At 53.7% G+C, this 25,157-nt stretch carries 13 protein-coding genes; 9 read left to right on the top strand and 4 right to left on the bottom strand.

The features are described 5' to 3' along the window. Positions 1–12 precede the first annotated feature (12 nt). The 6 genes from FYC48_RS00490 to FYC48_RS00520 all read left to right on the top strand — a co-directional run bounded on the left by FYC48_RS00490 (position 13) and on the right by FYC48_RS00520 (position 12,640). Positions 13–3,288 carry a PSD1 and planctomycete cytochrome C domain-containing protein gene (locus tag FYC48_RS00490; protein WP_149494752.1) on the top strand — a complete coding sequence of 1,092 codons (3,276 nt, stop codon included), beginning with the start codon at positions 13–15 and terminating at the stop codon, positions 3,286–3,288. A gap of 129 nt (positions 3,289–3,417) precedes the next feature. Further along, positions 3,418–4,860, top strand: coding sequence for a DUF1501 domain-containing protein (locus tag FYC48_RS00495; protein ID WP_149494753.1), 1,443 nt, complete (start codon positions 3,418–3,420; stop codon positions 4,858–4,860). Between the two features lie 232 nt (positions 4,861–5,092). After that, positions 5,093–8,779: a DUF1553 domain-containing protein gene (locus tag FYC48_RS00500; protein ID WP_149494754.1), complete on the top strand. Its 3,687-nt coding sequence runs from the start codon at positions 5,093–5,095 to the stop codon at positions 8,777–8,779. A 14-nt stretch (positions 8,780–8,793) separates the two neighbouring features. Next, the gene (locus FYC48_RS00505) at positions 8,794–10,128 is read left to right on the top strand and encodes a DUF1501 domain-containing protein (protein WP_149494755.1); all 1,335 of its coding nucleotides are present in this window, start codon (positions 8,794–8,796) and stop codon (positions 10,126–10,128) included. A gap of 530 nt (positions 10,129–10,658) precedes the next feature. Then, the gene (locus FYC48_RS00515) at positions 10,659–10,919 is read left to right on the top strand and encodes a GlsB/YeaQ/YmgE family stress response membrane protein (RefSeq protein ID WP_149494757.1); all 261 of its coding nucleotides are present in this window, start codon (positions 10,659–10,661) and stop codon (positions 10,917–10,919) included. Between the two features lie 260 nt (positions 10,920–11,179). Continuing rightward, positions 11,180–12,640, top strand: coding sequence for a sulfatase-like hydrolase/transferase (locus FYC48_RS00520; RefSeq protein ID WP_160149248.1), 1,461 nt, complete (start codon positions 11,180–11,182; stop codon positions 12,638–12,640). Between the two features lie 248 nt (positions 12,641–12,888). On the opposite strand, the gene FYC48_RS00525 is transcribed toward FYC48_RS00520, so the two are convergent. Beyond that, on the bottom strand, positions 12,889–14,475 hold the full coding sequence (locus FYC48_RS00525; protein ID WP_235034005.1) for a sulfatase family protein: 1,587 nt from the start codon (positions 14,473–14,475) through the stop codon (positions 12,889–12,891). A 304-nt stretch (positions 14,476–14,779) separates the two neighbouring features. Between FYC48_RS00525 and FYC48_RS00530 the strand changes: the two genes are divergently transcribed. Beyond that, on the top strand, positions 14,780–15,979 hold the full coding sequence (locus FYC48_RS00530) for a 3-keto-disaccharide hydrolase (RefSeq protein WP_149494759.1): 1,200 nt from the start codon (positions 14,780–14,782) through the stop codon (positions 15,977–15,979). Between the two features lie 300 nt (positions 15,980–16,279). Here FYC48_RS00530 and FYC48_RS00535 read toward each other — a convergent pair whose 3' ends face one another. Next, positions 16,280–17,173 (bottom strand): LpxI family protein, encoded by an 894-nt coding sequence (locus tag FYC48_RS00535; RefSeq protein ID WP_235034102.1) that lies wholly within the window; start codon positions 17,171–17,173, stop codon positions 16,280–16,282. 71 nt (positions 17,174–17,244) lie between these two features. Further along, the gene (gene lpxD, locus FYC48_RS00540; RefSeq protein WP_235034006.1) at positions 17,245–18,285 is read right to left on the bottom strand and encodes a UDP-3-O-(3-hydroxymyristoyl)glucosamine N-acyltransferase; all 1,041 of its coding nucleotides are present in this window, start codon (positions 18,283–18,285) and stop codon (positions 17,245–17,247) included. A 465-nt stretch (positions 18,286–18,750) separates the two neighbouring features. On the opposite strand from lpxD, the gene FYC48_RS00545 reads away from it, so the two are divergent. Beyond that, on the top strand, positions 18,751–19,548 hold the full coding sequence (locus FYC48_RS00545; protein ID WP_149494762.1) for a hypothetical protein: 798 nt from the start codon (positions 18,751–18,753) through the stop codon (positions 19,546–19,548). Between the two features lie 236 nt (positions 19,549–19,784). Here FYC48_RS00545 and FYC48_RS00550 read toward each other — a convergent pair whose 3' ends face one another. Continuing rightward, positions 19,785–20,342, bottom strand: a complete 558-nt coding sequence (locus FYC48_RS00550) for an FKBP-type peptidyl-prolyl cis-trans isomerase (RefSeq protein WP_149495761.1) — start codon at positions 20,340–20,342, stop codon at positions 19,785–19,787. 741 nt (positions 20,343–21,083) lie between these two features. On the opposite strand from FYC48_RS00550, the gene FYC48_RS00555 reads away from it, so the two are divergent. After that, positions 21,084–24,818 carry a CHAT domain-containing tetratricopeptide repeat protein gene (locus FYC48_RS00555; RefSeq protein ID WP_149494763.1) on the top strand — a complete coding sequence of 1,245 codons (3,735 nt, stop codon included), beginning with the start codon at positions 21,084–21,086 and terminating at the stop codon, positions 24,816–24,818. Positions 24,819–25,157: the final 339 nt, after the last annotated feature.

Here is a 25,157-nt window from a genome sequence, read left to right on the forward strand (position 1 = left end):
GGAATCCCGCCTATGAATCCCACCTTCCGTTTTTTTTTGCAAACGGTCGCATGCACCGCGATCGTTCCGTTTGTCACCGGGACAATTGCCACTGCGAATGACGCTATCCGTTCGGAAGACGTGACGTTTTTCGAAACCGAAGTTCGCCCGCTGCTTGCATCGAAATGTGTGCAATGTCATGGCGAAGAAAAGCAACAAGGCGAACTGCGTTTGGATTCAATCACTGCGATGGTCGAAGGCGGTGAAAGTGGTGCCGCCCTTGTGCCGCATAAGCCGGATGAAAGTTTGCTGATCGAAGCGATCAATTATGAATCGTTCGAGATGCCTCCGGACGAGCAGCTTAGTCCCAAAGAAATCGAGGTGCTAACGCGATGGGTAAAGCTGGGGGCCCCTTGGCCGCGAACGGACGCGTCGACGATTCGCGCGGCGGGAAAAACGTTTACCGAAGAGGATCGCAATTGGTGGGCGATTCAGCCAGTCCGAGATCCTGTCGTGCCTGACACGGGCGGCAATTGGGCGGTCAATCCGATCGATCAGTTCGTCGCCCGCAAGTTGCGGTCTGCTGGGCTGGAGCCAGCTCCGAAGGCAAGTCGCCGTGAATTGGTCCGGCGAGCCTACTTTGATCTACATGGCCTTCCGCCAACTCCCCAGCAAGTCGACGCATTCGTCACCGATGACACCTCGGACGCTTGGCCTCGTTTGATTGACCAACTTCTGGAAAGCCCCCGCTATGGCGAACGCTGGGCGCAGCATTGGCTGGATGTGATTCGATACGCCGAAAGCGATGGCTATCGAGAAGATGCTTTTCGTCCCGACGCGAGTGTATTTCGTGATTACATCATTCGATCGTTTAACAATGACAAGCCCTTCAACCAATTGATTCGGGAACACTTGGCGGGCGATGAGATCGCTTCGGATGACCCCGAGGCCTATATCGGAACCGCGTTTCTACGTCACGGCGTTTATGAATGGAATCAACGTGACGCACGAATGCATTGGGACCTCATCATCAACGAAATGACCCGTGTTACCGGCGAAGCCTTTCTTGGCCTAGGAATCGGCTGCGCCCAGTGCCACGACCATAAGTTTGATCCAATTTTGCAAAAGGATTATTTCGGTCTGCAAGCGTTTCTTTCTTCGGTCGCCTGGCCGATGGACAAGCCATTGGCCACGCCAGAAGAACTCACACGTTACCAATCAGAACTCAGTCAATGGGAAAAAGCGACTGTCGCGATTCGTGAGGAGCTTGATTCGATCACTCGCGGGGCGATCGAAAAAACGCGGCGCGGTGCGGTAGTTCAATTCCCCGAAGACATCCAAGAGATCTACTACAAGCCCGAAGCAGACAAGACGACCTATGAAAAACAGTTGTCCTACCTGGTCGAGCGCCAAGCGGCGAGGGCGGCACGTGGAGTGAATTTTGAAAAATCACTCAAAGGCGACCCGGATGCGTTGAAGCGATATCAGGAACTAAACGAGGCTTTGAAGGAATTCGAAACACTCAAACCGAAACCGCTGCCGACGGCGTTTGTGGCGACCGACCATGGACGCCAGCCGGCGCCGACTTACATTTCGTCACGGAGTTCAGAATCGACGGTCGAACCGTCATTTCTGGAACTGCTCGGCCAGGAAACGCCCTCGATCGAACCCCTTGCCAATTCGACCGGTCGACGGACGGTGTTGGCCAATTGGATTGCCAGCGATGATAACCCACTATCCACACGCGTCATTGTCAATCGCGTTTGGCAGCGACATTTTGGAACCGGGATCGTTCCGACGCCAAACGATTTTGGAACACTGGGGGAACCACCCAGTCACCCGGAATTACTTGACTGGTTGACACGTCGGTTGATCGAGAACGGATGGCAGCTGAAACCGATCCATCGGTTGATTATGACCAGCGCGACCTATCAACAGACCGCCACAGACGAACCGACTTCGGCGGACATGACGGTCGATCCGGCGAATCGTTTGCTTTGGCGTTTCCCACCGCAACGGCTGGATGCCGAACAGGTCCGAGATGCGATGCTGGTGATCTCGGGCGAGTTAAAACATCGCGACGGGGGTGCCTCGGTCAGCGGCGATTCGCCCAACCGAAGTGTGTTTGTCAAGAAACTACGCAACAAACCCGACGAAATGCTGGGCGGGTTCGATTCACCGCTGGGATTCGAATCCGCTCCCGATCGAGTATCGACAACGACTCCGCTGCAATCACTGCTGTTGATCAATGGGCAATGGAGCTTAAAACGATCGAAGGCTTTTGCGAAACGGTTACTGGGAAGTAAAGACGAATTGTCTGCCGATGATGTCCGCGCGGCTTATCAAATGGTTTATGGACGCCCGGCGTCCGATGACGAGGTCAAGTCGGCGCTTCAGTTTATTGAGCATCAACGGAAGCTCGTCGGTCAGGCGAAGCCGAATCCGAGTGCGGCGTGGAAATATCCTAATGAGACCGGACTGCGGCCGATCGGTCAGCACTTCGGATCGGTCAAGCAGATTGCGTTCGGAGATAAGGCACTCTGGATTCAACCGGAAAGTCGTTTCGAACGTTTGCAATGGAAACCGACGGACCAGCTCAAGGACGAATTCACGGTGGAGGCCGTCACAATCTTGGACCGCGTCTATCCCAACGCAAGCGTGAACACGTTGGCCTCACGCTGGGATGGGAATAAAAGTGTCGGAGGATGGAATGTCGGGATCACCAGCAAGGGGTCTTCTTACACACCCCAGAATTTCATCGTTCAATTAGTCGGACGCACCTTTCAGGACGAGCCTAAATACGAAGTGGTTGCCTCGGGGCTGAAGTTTCCGCTCGGAAAGCCGGTGTACCTTGGAGCTGCCGTTTCTGCGACGACATCCGATGACAACCCAACCCATGGGACGGTCACGTTTTACATGCAGGATTTATCCGATCCCAATGCAACGCTGCAAACTTCCACGGTCGAAACGGAAGTCGTCAGTCATGTCCAGCACCCGAAACTGAACGTCGTCGTTGGCGGTCGGTTGGCGAAGGGACATTTGTGGGACGGGCAACTGGCACGCTTGCGAATCAGCCCGGGCATCGTCGATTCGAATCGACTTTTGGTTCATGATGATGGTTCGACAAACGAAGCCCTCGTCGACTGGAAATTCGGCGGCTCCGATGGCGAGCTGCCCGCGCCCCAGACCTCTTGGTTACGAGAGAAACCCAAAGCATCGTCGGATGCTTACGTCAGCAAAATGCATGCGGCAGTCACAGACTTTTGTCATGCGTTGTTCAATTCAAACGAGTTCCTGTACTTGCACTGATGCTTTCCTTTGGTGATCCGTCGGCTTGATCGGTTGACGGACAACGGTTGGGTCGTGTGTGGACCGCAGCCCAATCGGTCGCCATCGATCCCGAGCACGAGTGTCCCGCCTTATACGACAGAGAATTAGATGAGCTGCAATCACATTGATCGGCTAGATTCCCGCCGCCAGTTCCTCGCTCGCGCCGGAGGTGGATTCGGTGCGTTGGCCTATGCCGCGATCAGCGGTGAACCACTAGTCGGGGCGCCGATCGGCAATGGTATCGCCGAAAATTCAGCCGCAAGAAAAATCCCCGCGCGACTAGGAAAGGCCAAAAATGTCATTTGGTTGTTCATGGAAGGCGGACCAAGTCACATCGATTTGTTTGACCACAAACCGGTGGTCAACGAACTCGCCGGTCAATCATTGCCGGACAGTTTCGAGCGTCCGGTACTGGCGATGGGCGAAATTAATTCGCCCATCTTGGAATGCAAACGGCAGTGGAAACGCTGTGGTGAAAGCGGATTGATGATTTCAGATTGGTTACCACACCATCATGAAATTGCAGACGAACTATGTGTGATACGATCGTGTGTCTCTGATGGGATCAACCATGCCGGCGGAGTTTGCCAGATGAATACCGGCGCGGTATTCGGCGGACGTCCATCGCTGGGGGCCTGGGTTTCTTATGGTTTGGGCGATCCATCGGAAAGTTTGCCGACGTTTGTCGTGATGAAAGATAGTTCATCGATGGTCGTCAACGGCGTTCGAGCGTGGGGGGCAGGATTCATGCCGTCAATGCACCAAGGGGTGTTGTTCGAAACCGGTCCCGAACCGCTCCGCAACCTGAATAATCCTGCCGGTGTGACGTCGAAACAGCAACGTGGCAAGCTGGACTTTATCAATCAACTGAACCGACAGCACTTCGAAGGCCGCAATTCCAACACTGAATTGGAGGCACGCATCCAAAGTTACGAGTTGGCGGCGCGAATGCAGGCTGATGCCCCGGTCGCAATCGATGTTGATGACGAACCCGAACACATTCGTTCGATGTATGGCTTAGACCAAAAAGAAACACAGACCTATGGAAGACAGTGCTTGCTCGCACGCCGCCTGGTCGAACGCGGTGTCCGGTTTGTGCAGTTATATTCGGGGGCCGGCAGCAAGTGGGATAGCCACAGTAATATCGAATCGAATCACTCGCGTTTGTGTGGCAACGTCGACAAACCGATCGCCGGACTAATTCGAGATCTTAAGCAACGTGGCATGCTGGAAGACACGTTAGTCATTTGGGGTGGCGAATTCGGTCGAACACCGATGAGCGAAAAAGGTAGCGGACGCGATCACAACCCGACCGGGTTTACCATGTGGATGGCGGGTGGCGGGGTCAAAGCCGGGCAAGCGATTGGTGCGACCGACGAAATCGGACTTCACGCGGTCGAAGATCGACTTCACGTCCATGACATCCACGCCACGATCATGGGATTGTTAGGGATGGATCACACCGAAGTCATCTATATGCACAAAGGCCGTCCCGAACGAGTCGATTTGAACGAAGGCGAGTTCTACCGTGACATCCTGGCCAACGGCTAGTGCTCCGTCTAGAACAAATGTTCGAGTTCGGCTCATCAGCCGACGGGCGTTAGCCCCGGTTATTGCACCGAAACCGTGGCTGACACCATCCGGCGAATCCTAATTTCAAAAGCGTTAGTCACGCGTTCCGCATCGAATCGGACGTCTAAAAACCTACCCCGAAAAGGTTCCTCGATCGAAATCGCCGATCGGATTCCTGTTAGCTCACCGTTAACCATCAACACCTATTGCCATGCCATCGACTGCCGCAACCGTCTTGATCGCGTTGATCATGCAGCTGGGAAACGAACCGGTCGTACGTTGGAACTTTGACGCCAAAGACCCGCAACATCCCTTCGCGGAAAAGCTGCAGCAGAAAGGGAATGTTTATCGAGATATCGCCGGACCTCGACCGCCCGAATTTCCGGAGATGTCGCCAGAGAACACCGCCGCGCAAGTCGATGCAAATGCGTACTTGTCATTGCCAGACCCCGGAACGAACAGCCCCTTTGATTTTTCAAACGGTGATGAGATCACGATCGAAGCGTGGGTGAATCCGACGCAAGCGGCCGAGGGCCAACCGTTGTATGTGATCGGCAAAGGCCGGACAGGGCGTCCGGGATTCGGCCGCGACAATCAGAACTGGGCCTTACGGATCGTCAGCCGCAAAGGCGAAGCACACCTTAGTTTTCTCTTTGCGACTCCACCAAGTTCGGGCGATCGACATTGGCATCGCTGGACGACAACCAAAAGCTTCCCTGTGGGGACGGGCTGGCATCATGTTGCCGTCGCCTATCGGTTCGGTGCCCCCGACACGGTACGAGGCTGGATTAATGGGCAAGCTACCGATGGTCGCTGGGACATGGGAGGTGCGACGAAGGAGTCTCCGATTGTCGACGATGACGAGATTCGTGTGGGAAGTCGCTTTATCGGACGACTCGATGACGTCGCGATACACCGCCAAGTTTTGACTGACGAAATCATGCTGTCGCGATTCCGAAGGATTGGCAAACGACGTGTGATCGAACCGCAACCGGAGGTCATGCCTGAGATCGCATCCGTCGCCGACAACCAAGTGGTGGTGCAAGTTTGCGAATTGATGCCTTCCGATGAACGTTGGCTCAATGAAGGCGAACGGTGGCCGGATGAAGCAATTCGATTTGAGAGTTCCTCTTTTTTGTTACCAAGGTTGCCGCTGCATTATGACGAAGTCGGTGTTCGTGACGCTTGGAAAGCCCCACTGTTGCTTCGGATGATCGGGGACGTCGATCTTCAGCCGGGACAACAACAATTTTTAATTCGAGCTCGCGGACAAAGTCGATTGTGGGTCGATGGCAAACTTGTCGCGCGTACCGATGCGAGTAATCGCAAGCCGCCCGATGGCGAAGAACCCGTCGCGCCACTGCCCAAACCACCGATCGCCGGCACTCGTCCCCATCGGTATGGACAGCAGGAATCGATCGGCCAAGTCATGATCGAAGCCGCCGGCGAGGATTCGGACGAGCCGATCAAACGTTGCCGCGTCGTGTTCGAAGTGATCGTCGGTGGCAACGCTCGACGTACCGAGACCGGCGAAATTTGTGTGGCGGTGTTGTCACCCGATGGTAACCGCTATTCCATTTTGGCCCCCGCAAGCGAACGCGTGCCCCTAACGGACGCAGCGGTAAAACCTGAATTGCGATCGATCGAAAGTGCACTCGCTGACTTTGACGATCAACGCCGGCGAGATGCGATGAATTCCGTGCAAGCCTATTGGGATCATCGACACCGGTCGGCACGGCAATGGGTTTCAGAGCAGTCCGCACAACCTGTCGTGCCCGATGGGACTCATCCGGTCGACTATTTCATCGAGTCAAAAATTCAAGCGGCGATTGAAACTGCGAGTGGCGAAAACGCCGAACAAGCGGCGGCGTTTCACGAAGACGTTTTACCGTTGCTGCGTGAACAATGTTTCCGATGCCACGGCGAGAAGAGCCAGGGAGGATTAAAACTCGATTCCCGTGATGCGGCCCTAGCGGCGGGGGATTCGGAGGTTCCTGCGGTCGTACCAGGAAATAGCGACGCAAGTGAACTGATCGCCCGAGTCGTTTCCGGTGACATGCCGCCAACGGAAAACGGTTTGTCAGACCGGCAAATCGAAACCATGAAACGATGGATTGATCAGGGGGCCGCTTGGCCGGCGCCACCGATCGCCCCGGAGCAAGTTTCTCTCGCTCCGACTTTAGACGATGCGGCCTATCTGAGACGTCTTTCACTCGACACCATCGGTGTGCTTCCGGGGTCGGATGAGGTTCGTTCGTTCATCGAGGATTCCTCACCAAGCAAACGAACTAACTTGGCTGAAAAACTCCTTCGTGACGATCGCTTTGCGGATCATTGGATCAGTTTTTGGCTCGATCGCTTAGCCGAGAATCCTTCGTTGTTGAACGCGTCATTAAACAGCACTGGGCCGTTTCGTTGGTTTTTATACGATTCACTACGCGACAATAAAGCGATCGATCGCATGGCCACCGAGTTGGTAATGTTGCGTGGTGGGGCGGCCGAAGGTGGTAGCGCGGGCTTTGGTTTAGCCGGTGAGAACGATTCACCGATGGCCGCCAAAGGACATATCGTGGCATCGGCTTTCTTAGGAATCGAATTGCAATGTGCCCGGTGCCATGATTCGCCGTATCACAGTACGACGCAGGAAGATCTTTATTCGCTGGCTGCGATGTTCAGTCGAAAACCCGTCAAGGTACCCGCCACCAGCCGTGTTCCCGATGCATTCTTTGACGACCAGAAAGGACGCCAGTCACTGATCGAAGTAACTTTGCCCGTCGGACAAGCGGTTGAACCGACATGGCCCTTCGCCGACATCACAGGCGTTTCCGACGGTCCCGACGTCGATTCATTGGTTCGGAAATCAAACGACAGTCGAGAGCGTTTGGCAGTTCTGCTAACGGCGCCACAAAACCACCGATTTCCTAAAGTCATCGTCAACCATGTTTGGAAACGCTTGATTGGGACTGGCTTCGTCGAACCGGTCCATGACTGGGAAGGGCAGCAAGCCAGTCATTCCGAATTGCTCGAATGGCTCGCGCGAGACTTTGTCGCGCATGATTATGACTTCAGACACTTGGTCCAACGGATCGTTTCGTCGAAGCTGTACCAACGCAAGGCGGTCGGCGAGAATGCGGAGGCGACACCTGAATTGAGGTTTTTCGCCGCTCCGGATCGACGACGTATGAGTGCCGAACAAATCGTCGATTGCCTGCATGTGGCAACCGGCCAAAGCATCAACGTCGAAGAACTGACCTTCGTTCATGACGGACGTCGTTCCCTGGGAGCCCGCCAGACGTTGGGGATTCCGCGACGTGCGTGGATGTTCGGTGACTTGAAAAATGAACGCGATCGCCCCAGCCTTTCGTTGCCTCGGGCCCGTGCGGTTGCCGACGTACTGGAAGCATTCGGTTGGACCGGATCGAGACAACGTCCCATCCATGAACGTGATCTTGAACCGAACGTGTTGCAGCCGGGGGTGTTGGCTAACGGGACGCTGTCTGTTTCGCTAACGAGGGCCGCCCATCAAAGCTCGCTCGCCGATCTGGCCTGTGAAGCGGCGTCGGCAGATGAATTAGTCGAGACGTTGTTCCTACGATTCCTAACCCGTTTACCGACTGAGCAAGAACGCGAAGTTTTTGGGAGAGCGTTGTCCGATCGGTTCGAGCAGCGTCAACGGCCTGGTGATCAGGTCAAATCAATCGAAACACCACCGCGGTTGCCCCAAGTCGATTGGTTCAATCACCTGCGTCCTCGCGCCAATGAGATTCAGCTCGAAATCGAACAACGTGTCCAAGCCGGCCCCCCTGCGGATCCTCGTTTGGATCCTCTATGGCGCGAGGTCTATGAAGATGTGGTTTGGAGTCTGATCAATCACAGTGAATTTGTCTGGATGCCCTAAGGGAACGACGACCGATGAATCAATCGTCCAATTATTACAGCGCAAACTTGTTAAACCGTCGTCGCTTGCTGCAACGCGGCGCGATACTTGGCGGTGGGTTGCTGACCTCAACAAAGACCGATGGTGAGGAATCGATTCAGTCCGATCAATCTGATCAGGGGCTGATTCGGGGTCAAGCCGATCATGTGATCTCGATTTGGCTTGGTGGTGGCATGGGGCAGATCGATACCTTTGACCCGAAGGCCAAGGGGGATCCAAAAAGTAAACGTCCCGGTGCCTACTATGATGCGATTGAAACATCGGTCTCGGGCGTCCAGGTCTGTGAACACCTGTCGAAAATGGCGGGGCTAATGGAACATGTGACAGCCGTTCGCAGTGTTCATCATGACATGATCGACGAACATGCCGCGGCCACCAATCGAATGCATACCGGTCGTCCGATCAGCGGAACGATCACGTATCCTTCGATCGGATCCATCATCGCGCACGAACGAGGTGCCAATTCAGATACCGCTCCACCGTATGTCCTGATCGGATACCCCAACGTCACTCGTGGTCCGGGCTTTTTAGGGGCTCGCGATGGGTATTTATATCTGACCGACACCAGTAAAGGTCCCGCGGGTCTATCGCGTCCCGAGGGGGTGACTCACAAACGGCAAAGTCGTCGAGAACGATTCCTTGCCACTCTTCGTCGCGGCAACGAAGGGGCGATCGACAAAGCGGTCGCGGATTATGAACAAGCGATCGAACAGAGCTTAAAATTAAGCGGCCCAGAATTTAACCGCGTCTTCGAACTTGATCGCGAACCCGATTCGCTTCGAAATCGATATGGTGGCGAGTTCGGTCAACGCTGTTTACTCAGCCGACGATTGATTGAACGCGGCGTGCGATTTATCGAAGTATCACACAATTTGAATTTCCTGAACGGTTCGGGCTGGGATGTTCACAACGGGGGCATCCTGCAACAACACCAGTTGATTCAAGAACTGGACTTGGCGGTTGGGACATTGATCGAGGACCTGCATTCAAAGAAGTTATTGGACAAGACCTTGATCGTGATCACGACTGAATTCGGTCGACCACCAGGATTCGATTCCGGTGGCGGGCGCGGTCATCAAGGTACGGCGTTTACCTGCGTCCTTGCCGGTGGTGGGTTGAATCACCGCGGTGCCTATGGGCAAACCGATGAACTTTCCCGCAAGATCGTAGCGGATCCGGTCGGCGTGCCTGATTTCTTTGCCACGCTCTGTGCCGCCGTCTCAGTCGATTACCGGAAAAATCTTTATGCCGGCGATCGCCCGGTTCCGATCACCGACCGCGGTCAACCGATCAGCGATCTGTTCAGCTAAGCTGATTCGGTACAACGTTTGCGATGAATGATCGGCCAGTCGCAACGAACGGCTGAGACAAGATTTGGTCATTGATGCACCAATGCGCAATGACCAATACCGAAGCCGAGCGTTGCCCACGCCAAGCTACCAGTGCAACGTTCTTACCAGGTCGACGATCATGATTATCTTTGGGATCACCAGTAAACAAGCGGTGGAATCAGTGGGCGAGTTCCAGTGTCCGGCTTGTCGGAAATCAACCGATTGCGGACGAATCATCATCGCCAAGTACATGACGTTCTTCTTTATTCCACTGATTCCTATCGGTCGCTCCCGAACACACCGGTTTGTCTGTAAAAGCTGTGGCAGTGTTTATTCTGAAACTGCTATCGGGCAGGTTCCGCACGGATCGTCACTCGCTCATTGATCGAAAATCAGCCAACACCAAGCGTGTTATGGGCGCCAAAGGATTGGCATGCGATTCGCATCACTGCCGTTTTGTTGAAGAACCATGCTGTTCGTTCCACAAAACCAAAGTGAGGCATAGAAAGATGTTGATTCCAATTATTGGCTGGATGCTATTCGGATTGTTGATTGGCGCGGTCGCTCGTTTGCTGGTTCCAGGTCCACAGCCAATGGGACTGTTGATGACCATGCTATTGGGCGTCGCGGGATCGTTTACTGGCGGATTCGTCGCCTATCTAATCTTTGGCGGAACGCCGTTCCAAGCGGTTGGCTGGATTGGATCGTTGATCGGTGCCGTCGCTCTTCTGCTGATTGCCCAACGAACGAGTCGACGCACAACGGTTTGATACGACAACGATGTAGCGTATTTGCAATCTGAACGCTCGGCTTAGCGGCGAACGCGTGCGGTGCATGCCCACGTTTAGACCATTTTTTCTTACAATCAGCGGAAACCGATACATTCTCCTCGAACCGGTTTCCGCTCATGGTTCACTTATCTACACGCTGGTCACTGTCTTCTGCGCAACCAGCCCGAGCGTTTGGCATGAACCATGGCACAGTCCCTCCGTGCCATCGGTCAGCCACGCGATTTAGAGTTCGCCCTCGCATGCCCGCAACCGTCATTCGGTTGGTCCGAGGGCCGCGTTGTGTCAAGATATTCGGCTGTCTGTTCCTTGTCGTATTGCTCAGCAAATTGAATCTGTGTGCCGACGATCGTGTTACGGCTCAACGCCCCAACTTGATTGTCGTGATGGTTGATGACATGGGGTATGAAGGGATCAGTTGTTTTGGAAACCCCTACTTCGAAACACCTGAAATCGACCGATTCGCTGCAGAGGGAATTAGGTTGACCGACTTTCATTCTTCCGGAACCGTCTGTTCACCAACCCGCGCAGGACTACTGACAGGGCGCTATCAACAACGCGCAGGGATCGAGGCGGTGATCCACCCGCACTCGGATCATCCGGAGCATCGCAAAGGCTTGCAGATCAGCGAGGTGACATTCGCCGAAAAATTAAAGGCAGCTGGCTATGTGACCGGGCTAATCGGTAAATGGCATCAAGGGTATCCGCAGAATTCCGAAGAGTATCATCCCGACAACCACGGGTTCGACCATTTCATCGGCTATCACAGTGGTAACATTGATTTCGTCAGTCACATCGGCGACCACAATCGTCATGACTGGTGGGTCGGTCGCGAAGAGACAAAAATGGAGGGCTATTCGACGCACCTGATTAATGATGCGACAGTCGATTTTGTCAGACAGCACGCAGCCCAACGGCAACCGTTTTGCTTGTACGTCGCCCACGAAGCAATTCACAATCCGGTCCAAGTTCCGGGGGATCCTGTCCGACGCACCGAATCAGAATGGAACCGATGGGACTGGCGAAAGGTCTCACCCGAGGAGCGAATTGCAAAATACAAGGGAATGACTCTTCCGATTGATGATGGCATGGGGCGACTGCGACGGTTATTAAACGAACTTGACATCGCCGAAAATACGCTTCTGTTGTTCTTTTCAGACAATGGCCCAGCCGGCGACTTTCCCAGTGGCAGTCCGAATCTGCGTGGCGGCAAGGGCACAGTGTATGAGGGTGGCCACAAAGTCCCCGCGTTTGCTTGGTGGCCGGGACGGATTCAAGCGGGGACGCATAGCGACGAGTGCCTGATCAGCTTAGATGTGATGCCGACCCTACTCGCCGTCGCTGGCGTTACTCCCGAAGGCGGTCGCCCACTCGACGGAGTCGATCTTTCACCAGTCCTTTTTGCACAACAAACACTGCCGAGCCGAAAACTCTTTTGGGCATCACTTTCCAATCGAGGCCAGCGGAGTGAAGCGATGCGACATGGGCCATGGAAGTTGGTGGTTCAGCATCCAAAGGCCGACCCAGGAACGTTCGAGAACGAACATGCCGAGCTATACCATTTGGGAAACGACCCCGCCGAAGAAATCGACGTTGCAAAACGTGAGCCTGAACGCACGAAGCGAATGCTCGAAGAGCTCAAGACTTGGTACGCAGAAACGCAGCAATCAGCGACTGAGCAACCCGGCGGTTGGAATCGCTGAGGATCAATATTTGAGCCGTACGCGGTAGCGTCGATTCCAAAATTCAGTAACCGCCGCATCTACAAACCGTGGACTGTTCTTCCACACCCGAAATAAAGACTAGCCGAACGGTGTTAGCCACGTTTGCCATTTAATAGCCGGGCTAACACCCGTCGGCTGATGAGTCGAATCCGAACACTTGGTCTAGTCGGAGCCCTTGTTACGTTCGCGAAGCGACTTCGCCTAAAAAGAAAAGTGACGTTTGTCAATTAGCGACGACGTTGGGGGCGACCAAGGTTAGTGTCTTCGGGGACACCGAATTGTTGTTGGGCAGCGTCAAGCTGATCCTTCAATCGCTGCTGGACCGTCTCATAATCGGTGCTGCCATAAACGCTTTGCAGTTCGTTCGGATCGGCCTTCAAATCGAACAGTTCCCAGTCGTCAATCTTCTTTCCCTCGAGCGCGTAGTAGCGAATCAACTTGTGGCGTCCGTCGGTGACTCCGTAGTGCCGTGCGACGTTATGGGCCCCAGGATTTTCATAGTAGTGGTAATAAAACACGTCACGCCAATCGGCTGGTGTGTTGCCCTTCAGCAGCGGCACCAAAGAACGACCCTGCATATCGTCGGGAACACTGACACCGGCAAGATCAAGAAACGTTTCGGCAAAGTCTAAGTTGGAAGTAATGTCGTCGTTCGTCGATCCGGGCTCTACGACGTTCGGCCAACGGACGAGTAGCGGTGTTCGCAGTGATTCCTCATACATCCAGCGTTTGTCGTACCAACCGTGTTCGCCAAGGTACCAACCTTGATCGGAGGAGTAGATCACGACGGTGTTTTCGGCCAAGCCGGACTCGTCCAAATAATCAAGGATCTCGCCAATCCCATCGTCAACGCTTTTGACGCAGCGAAGATAGTCTTTGACATAACGTTGGTATTTCCACTTGATGACCTCTTCTTCGGTCATCGCGTCCCGAGCTTTCAGGAACGCTTCGTTTTTGGGTTGGTAGGCGGCATCCCACACCTTCTTCTGCTCTTCGTTCATGTTGCCGTATCCGGACAACTTCAAATCGTTCGCGTTCAAATGGTCACGAACGGTCATTTGTTGTTTGCTTGCCGCTTGTGTACGGCCCTTGTAATCGTCCCATAGTGTTTCTGGTTCGGGGACAGTCACATCATCGAGCCAGTTCAGGTACTTCGGTGCAGGGCGCCAGTTTCGGTGCGGCGCCTTATGTTGGTACATGACCATAAAAGGCTTGTCATCGTCTCGATCTTTCTTCAGCCAATCGAGGGTTTTCTTGGTGATGATTTCGGTGGTGTAGCCGGTGTGTTTTCGCGTGACCGGTTCACCGTTTTCACCCTCGGTGATCATTGGTGGATTGTAGTACGGTCCCTGACCTTTTAGCACGTCGTAGTAGTCGTAGCCTTGAGGCGTGGTGACGAGGTGCCATTTGCCGATGACGGCGGTTTGATAGCCCGCTTTCTGCAGCAACTTTGGAAACGTCTGCTGATCACCATTAAATCGATTGCCATTGCGGATGAAGCCGTTCACATGGCTGTACTTTCCCGTTTGGATGACCGCTCGACTTGGTCCACAGATTCCGTTAGTGACATAGCATCGATCAAAACGCATGCCTTCGCGAGCGATTCGATCCATGTTGGGCGTCGAGATTCGTGACGGGTCGTATGCGCTCAACGCCTGGGTGCAGTGATCGTCGGTGAAAATGAAGACAATGTTCGGACAGTCTGCGGCATGAGCTTGCCGGACGTTGCCAATGAACATCCCCAGTGGGGAAAGAGCGAGCAGTGCCAAGCAAGCGAGCTGCCGGCAGGCATCAGTAATTCCTGCAATTCGCATAAGGATCGTCGATGGGTGAGAGAATTAGGGGCGAGATTCCCGTTCGGAACAGACACGGGGAACTGAGGGCACATCGTACCCGCCGCCGCACCGGCGGACAAATTCGGGATCGAATTCTTCGCGGTGCTCCAAATTCGCTCTCATTGGGCGTCCGACCGAGCGTTGACGAAATCCGACAGCGGCATATTCGTCCAAATTGGGGCACGAAACCGCTACGATCGGGGTTCCGATGCTGGAGCCGACCGAGACGGCGAATTAGACTTGCCCCTTTCTAGAAAACAGTCCCCCCCTGATATTTCCTGCCATGATTCGATTTTCGATGCTTCGATTAATCCGGACCGCGCTTCCGATTCTTCTTCTCGCCGGTGCTTCAATGGCAGCGGCACAAGAGAACAACGGCAAGGGCCCTGCCTACACCGAACCGCCGCAAGACGATGCCAACTACCACCTAATGGGTGAATTTGCCGGTCGTTTGAAGCAGGGCGAAAACAAGGGGCAAACACTCGCGATTCAAATTCGCCCCATCAAAGGCGACCAGTTCCAAGCGATCGCGTTCTTTGGAGGACTTCCCGGTCAAGACGGCCACGAAACCCAAGAGATGCGGTTAATCGGACTGCGTTCCGGCGACAACGTCGTGCTTTCGGGCGGCCCGTGGGGCATCTTTGTCGACCCCAAGGGCTGCAACATCGTCGCGTCTAGCGGAAAACTGCTCGGGCGTTTGAAACGCGTCAATCGCGTCAGCCGCACCCTGGGTGCACAACCGCCCAAGGACGCCGTGGTTATCTTCGATGGCCAATCGGTCGACAACTTTGTCGGAGGCGAAATGACCGAGAACGGCCTACTGAAAGAAGGCGCGTTGATTTCGCCAATGTTCCAGGACTTCGACATGCACGTTGAGTTTCGCTTGCCATACATGCCCCTTGCCGATGGGCAGCAACGCGGCAACAGCGGGCTGTACCTGCAAAGCCGGTATGAATGCCAAGTACTCGATTCGTTCGGTACCGAGAAGATGTTCAACGGCCTTGGTGCCCTCTACCGAATGAAAGCTCCCGATCTAAACATGGCATTCCCACCGCTGGTTTGGCAAACGTACGACTTGTCATTTACCGCACCACGCTGGGCATCCGACGGAAAAAAGATTCGTGACGCCCACATCACCAGTTGGGTCAACGGCGTTAAGGTTCAAGATAACGTTGCCCTGCCGAGTAAAACCGGTGCTGGTAAAGCGGAAGAGCCTTTGTTGTTGCCAATCAACATTCAAGATCACGGTGACCCGGTTCGCTTTCGAAACATTTGGATCGTCGACCGTGGGATCAGCCAAGCAGAGTTCCCAGTCATTACCTCGCCCAAAGAACGCAAAGAAGCCGCAGCGTTGGAGTGGAACGAAACTTCGAATGAAGAAGCCGCCGAGGATGATTCCGAGCAGGCAGAGAAGTCCGATGTGGACGCCAAACCAGAAGCTACGCAGGAAGAGAAATCTTCCGATGCGGGCAGTGACCAGTAACGCTGCCGCCAGCACTACTTTCCAGTTCGACTATAGGATTAGCCGATTGGCGTTTGCTACGGTTTTGGTGCAGCAACCGGGACTGATGCCCGTCGGCTGAAGGGTTGCACCAGTATCCTCAAACAGAATGAAGCACTAAGCAGGTAAACATGAGTCTTTCGGTTTAAGCATTTGGATAACACACTCTCGTTTGCGGGAGGGGGCCCCCTCCGGGCCTGAAAGCCCGACTCCCCAGCGGGAGAGTGAAATGACTTAAGCCGAATTATTCGTATTCAATTGCTTAGTAGCACTGCCTTCTGATCATGCGGCCGTGATGTGCCGCACCGTCGGAAGATGGTTTTCGATCGTCGCGGCATCGAACGCGACGATTTTGATTCCATGTTTGTTCGCCAAACGAATCGTCTCCTCGCGTTCGACGAGGATCGTTTTGTTGGCTTCGATGACAATTGTCTTGCCACCGTTCTCGGCAACACGCTGAATGGTTTGCGGTCCAAAGGTCGGAACATCGAACCGCATGTCTTGGTTCGGCTTACTGACCTTGACCAGGGTCCAGCCACCGCGACGGCAAAGCTGTCCGGTCCGCTCGATACATGCGTCGGTTCCTTCGACAGCTTCGACGGCCAACACCGTCGCGTCTTTGATCGTGATCGATTGGCCAATATCCATGCCGCCCATTTGCTTGGCGACTTGCCATCCGGCCATAGCGTCTTGTTGTTCGTGTTCGTCCAAAGTGGACCCGGTGAGCAAGCCTTCTTTGATCAACAGGTCTGGAGCGAAATCGGTTGCCGGGCAGACATTCATTGAGCTTCTTGCATAGGTACGGGTAACGGCCGACAACAAACTATCGTCGCGCGAATCACGACGTTTTCCCAGTAGGCACGGGCCGAAGGTTCGAATCGCCGTGAGATCGGGAAAGTGCTTGATCCAGACACTCCCCTGAAATAGAAGATCCGATTTAAACAGTTTGCCGGCCATCGTCACGTCACGAACCTCATGCCGGCGAAAGTAACGCACGTGGGCCCCAATCTTTCCGACCCCAGACCACTTCACATGGTCACAAATCGATTCAAGCTCGGGACTGGCATGGCCGGTAATCGCGATACAACACACACGACCGCCGGACATCACGATCTGTTGAGCGACTTCGACAGGAAACGATCCCCAGCCGGCGATCAAGCCAACTGGCGGCGGCATCCTTGACGTGTCACTTTTCCATCGCGAGAAAACATCGGCAAGGAGATCCCGCCCATAACTACGACGTCGCATTAAGCCGCTCGCTCATTGGATCCGGACTCCGGTAACGCCGCCTGTAGCGTCGCGATCTGTTTTCGCATTGCTTTTAACTCACGTCGCATTTCCGGAAGCTTGCGTTGTAATGCGAAGATCTGCATCTGGTCACGCTGTGGCATCGCGGGAGCCCCCAAGTAAACCTGGCCGCCGTCGCAGTTGTCCATCACGCCGGCCTTGGCGCCGACGATGGCTCCGTCACCGAGTCGGATGTGATCTTTCAAGCCGACTTGTCCGGCAAGGATCACATGGTCACCGGTTTGGCACGAACCTGCGATTCCGACTTGACTGCAAATCAGATTGTGCCGACCGATCTGACAGTTGTGCGCGATCATGACTTGGTTATCAATCTTTGTCCCTTCGCCGACTCGTGTCGCGCCATAAGTCCCCCGATCAATCGTCACACCGGCGCCGATATCAACGTCTGATTCAATTTCCACGTACCCAAGCTGGGATGCTGGGACGTGGCGTCCACCTTCAAATCGATAACCAAACCCGTCGGCCCCCAGCGTCGAAGATGCGTGAATCCGTACTCGGTCGCCGATTCGAGTGTGCGTGTAAAGCGTGACGTTCGGATGCAGCACACAATCCGATCCGATCGTGCAACCGCTCATGATCACCACACCTGGCATCACTAATGTTCGCTCACCGACGACCACGTCGGCGGCGATGGTGGCACTGGGGTGAATCGATGCCGAATCTGCGATGCGAGCGTTCGACGCGGTTCCTTCGTTCGAAATTTGGACAGGAAGCGGCGGTCGAAATTGTCTTACGATCTGGGCAAACGCGGCGTGAGGATCATCCACGAGCAATTGAGGACACTCGCATTCCTCGATCAATTTGGCGGTCACGATTGCCAACGCCGCAATCTCACGAACCTGCGGTGTCGGTTGGACAACCAGGGTGATCTCGTTAGCGGCGGCCAACTCCAACGGATTCGCGCCATGACATAGCGCAGTTCCATCGCCGTGGAGGGTACCACCTACCAATTGGCTTAGCTCGTCCAGTCGAATTGCCATGGCGACTTCCTTTTCGCTGCTGCATCTGAAATGAAGATCCGCTGGAGGATAGCGGCAACGGCGATTTGATGACAAGAGAAATGCTCCAAATCGCTTTTCCATGAATCCCCTGCCTTCGCGGCCATCCCGATTCGGGTGCTCGCCCTGCTGTGGGGCTGACAGTTGGGCCCGGTGACATGGTTTCCTAAGGAATCCCCCCGAGGTTGTGCCCCTTGCGGAAGCCACCGCGAACTACATCGACCGAGTCAAATAGACTGCGCTGCAGCGACATGCTGTGTCGATTCGATGGCGCTGATGGCGTGTTCAATTCACTTCGTTTTCGTTAAGTGCTTTGCTGGTAGCGACTTATCGACTCCAAAGAAAATTTGGCACAGCGGATGCTTTATAGATGTCGTGAAACTGGCACCAATCATTGCCGCCGGATTGCGGCATAGACACGCCCCCCATTGCACTGGAGACTCCAGGATGAATCAAATTGCCAAAACGTTTGCCGCTGTTGCTTCACTGGCCCTCGGAATGATCATTTCGACCCCGGCGCGGGCGGGACACGAATCGCTCGTTTACGACTCGGCAGACCATTACCGCGACGCGGTTAAAGATTTTGAACGATTGGTGTTGCGAACGGATGGTGTCGAGCGTTGCGACGAGCGGTTAGTCGACGACCTGGAAGACAGCACCAGTCATTTGCGTTCGGCATCGAGAGACCTACGGCGAATCGATCGTTTGTTTGAGAAATTTGCGAAAACAGAGTCGCTACATCGTCAAGTTGAGAGCGTCTTCTTCCACCAAGGCCGGTACCCGTACTGCCCACGCCTAGAAGCATCGTGGCGCCTGGTAAGTTTTCACTTCGCCGGCGTTGTTCGTGAACTAAATGCATTGCAACTGGGGCGCCCGATCGGAACTTGCAACATCGGCAGCCGCGGCGGGGTAAGTGTTCACGTTTCAAACCCGTCGATCTCGGTACGATCGCTGGCCAAGCCTCCGGTAACGCCTCCTCACATTGGTTCGATTCACCAGAATCGAGGTCCCAACTCCGCGGGAAACTGGAACGACTTCGGAGATTGGAACAGCCGTCACAGGGGCAACGTCGCTCACCCTCACGATCATCACCGACCAAGTGGACGCGCAGGGACGCACCCAGCTTACGGGATCGGAGCCGACTTGCAACGACGTCATGATCCTCGTAAGTCACCGACTATCGAACGGTCGGCCAAAGATGAACTGCGTCGTGCGATCGTCGGTGCAATTCTACAACGCATGTAAAGGTCCGCTCGAAGGCCACATCGCAGGGTGTGTCCTGGCTTGCTGTAACCTGACTGGTCGTCTTCCGGCTCCGGGGGCGACCACTCAGAGGTAATCTCAAGTGAACCGTCAAACATGCTCGCATCGGTTTTGGCTTGGTGATAGCGGGTCCCGCGACCGACGCCCGGTCGGTGACAAACCGCATTGCGTTCTACCGTAACGCCGAGATTTTCTTAGAAGCGTGCATCCTTGCACGTCTATTCCACATCAATTAATTCGACAATGAAGTGGAGATGCGAATGGGGAGGAATCGAGCCTGGGGAACCACGTTCACCATAGCCAAGTTTGGACGGAATCCAAAGCTCGATCATTCCCCCTTCACCGACGAGTTGCAGTCCTTCGGTCCAGCCGGCGACGACGCTTCCCAGTGGAAATGTGGTTGGTTTGCCGCGTTCGTAAGAACTGTCAAACACCCTTCCACTATTGAGCCAGCCGCGATAGTTGACTGTCACGGTATCGTCAGCACTGGGCTTCTTTCCAGAAGATTGTCTTAAGACACGATATCTCAGTCCGGAATCGGTCGCCGTGAAGCCTGGCAAGTCACCCGGGTCAATTGGCCCGGTACCCTGCTGAAACTCTGGTCGATGGACGAACGTCAAAGACTCCCATGGCGATGCCGATGCGGGTGGCGTTTCGACTTCTGGCATCGGGATGTCGGCAACGATGTCCGGGCTTCGCTTTGCGTTCGAACGACACCCCGAGACGATGAGCATCAAGGCCGCTGAGCACCATACCAAACTTATTTTATCCGCCATCTTCGCACTCCAGGCTGGCATCCCGCCACAATTCAATACATCGACCGTCAAAGAGACGACTCCGATCGGTTTGGGCAGACTAGCGAATCCCGTCAGCGTCCGAAAGACAGTCTTGCCGACTAGTCGATGTATCAATCTCGCAAGGTCTGGATCGGACTTTCGTTGTCCTTCGCTTTCGCTCCTGACAGTGTGAAGTTACCAGGTGGAACAGAGCACTTCTCTTGGACTTCGAAAGAGCGGGCGTCACTGGTAATGGAAACATTGTCTCCATTCCAGCAATTCGCTGCTTTTGCACGTAGCCTAGCCGTGCCTTGTGGGATAGACGGATTGATTTCTATGGCATGCTAACACAATTCGGTGACTTTTCTTACCCCCTGTTCTCCTCGTGTCGAGTCAACTGGAAGCTACCCGGACAAATTGGAGATCACGAAAAAGCACACGCGACTTCAGCTTATCAGAGATCCCGCGAGCGTCCTGGTGGTTAACCGCTACAGAACTACGTGGTTGCAACGATTATTGGAATGGACTCGCCAACAGACCACTCAGGTTGGCGGGGTGCACTATACTTGCAGCGTCTGTCGCCCGGTTTTCCGATACCAGGAGCCGAATACACGGGTGTCCAGCCTGCATCACAGCATCCGAAAACCATGAGACGTGCGACGGCCGTCGGCTCAGGCGTTGCCGTATGTCACTTTTCGGTTAGCTGCTTAGATTTTTCCCATTCGTCTAACGAATCGTAGTATGTATCGATTAGGTCTCATCACCTGTTTTTTGACGTTTTGTATTATCGACGGCGGACCGCCTCTCTGTCATGCGGAAAAGCCTGCCGAACGTGAGTGCTCTTTCAGCGATGACTTTTCGATCAATGACAAACGTGCAAATGAAGTTTCTGGCCAAACTCAGTGGTCCCCAGGTGAGATCAAGCTTGGTGCAAGTTCATCCATTCTACGCAAAGTGTTGTCGGCTGCGAAATTTCAATTCGAGGTTGAGATCTCACCCACTGAGCAGTCGCAGCAACATGTCACGCATATTCAATTGCTTTTTAGCAACAATCGTCAGATCGTTGTTGTTCTACACCGGCGACTCACGTCGGAAGGATGGGTGCGTCAGCCTGAACTGATCGAACTGAGACCACAATCAGGCCTTCCGACTTTTGAGGTCGTATCGCTTAGGAAACTCCCGGTATTCAAGTCTCTAGAAAGCAGCGAACTTTGGAAAATCGCCTATGACTTTGGAGTGATCAAAGTCTCGTTTGGTAATCAGGCGATCGGGACTGCTTTTAGTGGAATTCTTGGAGCGCATTGTCACGCGGCAGCAGTCGCCCAGCCAAAGACACCGATCATCTTGAACACTTGGTCTGTGTCGGGAACCCCTGTACATTCCACCCAGAAAGACGAAGAGTTTTGGAGGGAATTCACAAAGCTTTCTTCGCAAGCGACCCGCTACCGGTCACAAAATTTGCTTTCAGAGTGGGAGAATGCCGAACGAAAGAAACTCAAGCTTTGTGAAGCCAATAAAGGATCGAACCACTATGGGAGCGCACTCGTGCTCCAAAACCTGGCAACATGCATGGACTTGCAGTCCAAACCGCAACAGGCGATTGAGCACTATCGACGTGCGGAACGTGTATTCGCAAAGTCGCTGGGCCCGCAGCACCCCGAAACGCTTCGCACGTTTCTTCTTGCGAGCGATATCATGGCTCGTCTCGACCCAAAGTCGGCTGACCTTTTGAAGGTCCGTCAAACGCTCTCTGAGATGCTGGATATTGCTGGAAGTGTGTGCGAACACTCTCGACAAGGAGTCGACTTGGGCATCAACATTCTCTTCCTCAATGCAAGGCAGTGCAGAGAGGAAAAGAACTATGACACGTATGGGGCTCTTGCAAGACAACTGATTGAGCTGCTCAGGCTTCGCCATGGCGAAAATGCGGATCGAGACTACTACGAGCAAATTGAACAATTTCAATTTGCAGAAGATATCTCCACCGCCGACGAAAATCGTCGGCGAAAGTTGATCGAGATCGATCAATTGAGCATGAAGAGTGAATTGGAGATTCGATCACTTTCTAGCGACGGGTATTCAACCATTGAGAAGCTGGCTACCAAATGCCTCGAACTTCTTGGAGCAAACCATCCAAGAACCCTTTGGGCTGAGTCAAACCTGGCGATAGTACTTGGAAACCGGGGAATGGCTGGAGAATCAACCGAGATCCTTGAAAACCTTTTGAAACGATCGATCGAAAAATTTGGTAACGAAGATCCTCGCGTTATTCTCACGATGTTTCGCCTGGGATTTGCTTATAGTGTTCTGGAAAGGAAGGAGGAGGCTGATCGATGGTTCACAAAGGCGCTCAAGTCATCCGACGACCTTGGGATTACAAAATCGAAAGCTTATGCCTATGGGCTACAGCTCTTCGGTCGACACCTTAAGCAGGATGGAGAAAATGATCGCGCGAGGCAACAACTTGAACACGCGTTGGAAATTCTGGAATCCAGCACTTTCGGCGACCCAGGTCTAATTAACGCGACTCGATCTGCTTTGATCGATGCGTACCAAGCCGTCGGCGATGATGCCCAGGCAAGGCGAATGATCGCGCAAAGCGAATCCAGCGTTGGAGAATCAAACCTAGGTGGCGGTGCGGCGTATAACATCGCCTTTTCAAAGGGTATTCAGTTGTTGCGTGATAAGAAATTCGAGCAAGCCTTGAGATCCCTAGATGAAGCAGAAAAAGCTGCTATCGAAATCTATGGTGAGTTCAGCCGACCGTACTATGCAGTAAAGCACTCGAAGTTCCTGACCCAAACATACTTAGGCAATAGAGTCGAAGCAGGAAAGTTACTCAACGATTTGAGTCAATCTGATCACCTCCGGAACCAATCGATCTTCGGTATCTATTCGCAGTCCGAACAGTTTGCCCATTCGGCGAGTCAACGAGATGAGATCAACCGTATCCTTCTATTGTTAAGCCATGATTTGATCGAATGCAAAGATGCCTACAAAAACCTGATTATGGCTAAGGGAATACTCACGGAATATCAACGAAGGCATGCGTTGATACGACGGACCCCGGAACTTTCCGAGGTTGCCGCTGAGTTGCGAAGTGTGAACCAGCAACTCACCTCCATTTTGATGGAAGGTGTCCCTGTAGGTGAGCAATCCGTAGACGACCTTTTGCAATTGCGAAAAACGCTGCAAAAACAAATCTCTATCAAAGTTCCGCCGATTTCTGAATCGCCGGATGCTCGATTCGCGTCGATCGTTGGAGGCCTTAAATCGGACCAAGTGCTCGTCGATTTCATCGAGTACTCCAATCCAAACGACACTCTTGCTCTATCGAATGATCGCATGCTATGTGCGTTTGCGTTGTCGCACGATGGCTCTGTACGTTTCGCCGACTTAGGTGGATCGAAACGGATCAAGCAGGCACTAGAACGATGGTTAGACGCCTTGGATCAAGAGGTTAGCGATTACGGGGGTTCATCCGCTGCGCTTACACGGCATGAAGTAAAGCGACTTGGACGCAACCTTCGGAAGTTGGTTCTAGATCCGATTGTCTCAGTATCAGAGCTTCCGCGACGATTAATTGTCTCACCCGACGGCCCTCTGGCTGCTTGCCCTTTTTCGGCGTTGCCGGGTACAAAGGCAGGCTCATATCTTCTTGAATCAACTTCGATCTCGTATACGATCGCTCCGCGACTACTTGGTTCGCCGGCGATTAAGCAGGATGCGAAGAGTGAAGCGAAATCGATGTTGATCGTTAGCGACATCGATTACGGGGAATCGAAAGGCAACGCGGACCACGAGCCTTTATTTTCACCACTTGCGTCCGTCCCGCAATCGATCAACTCAGTTGCTCAGAAATTTCGCGAACGACATCCATCGGCTAGTATCTTGCGGCTCGTCGGGGGTGATGCAGACGAGACGACCGTTGGGAACTCGCTTTCAGGGAAGTCTCATATCCATTTTGATACTCATGGTTTTTCTCTAGCTACACGAGCTACCCCTAATCGCCCTGGGGCGAACGCTTCGCTCGGGATGAGTGGAATTGCCCTTTCCGGTGCCAACTTGGTCTTTGCACGAACCAATCCCACCCCAGGGATCATGTGGGTCGACGAACTTGCCATGTGTGACTTAACAAGTGCCGAGATCGTATTTGTAGCTGCGTGTGAAACAACACCAGGGGTTCGCGTTTTGAACGAAGGGCAACTGGGGATCCAAAGGGCTCTTGCGATTTCGGGTGCAGGTGCATCCATTACAACGCTAAGTTCCGTCTTCGATCGATCCACGATTGATCTCATTGACCATTTCTATCACTACGCGCTCACCGAAAAATACAATGCGGCGGAGGCACTGCGACTTGCAAAAATAGCAATGCTTCAAGGCGGACGGAACACCGATCGAAAGCTATACCCGTCCGAACGCCTTCCGGTTCAGACGTGGGCCCCCTTCGTGATCTATGGCCAGATTAAAGAGTGATTTGCAGCCTGCTGTTTTTTGAAATCTGTTACTGCGACTTGTTGTAAGTAGGCGGATAGAAATCTTACGACAAATGGCAACCCGATGCGTAAGCGAGGGGCCTCTTTTTTCGCCGGTTCGTTCCTCGCTTTCGCGTCAAATTACCAAACCCAAAAACTTCCGACCACCTGCTTAGCTTGCGACGTTGCATGATTTCCAAGCGATCTAACCAAGGCTCAGCATCTTAGGATGCGGAAGGTATTTCCACTTACCCTACCTCATCTTGCGAATTCGACAGTTGCGTTTCCGCTTTCAATGCTAAAAGCGACCGCAACGTTGACGCTGCGGGGCGGTGATTGG

Origin of the sequence: Roseiconus lacunae, from assembly GCF_008312935.1 — a bacterium.
GTDB classification, from domain to species: Bacteria; Planctomycetota; Planctomycetia; order Pirellulales; family Pirellulaceae; genus Stieleria; species Stieleria lacunae.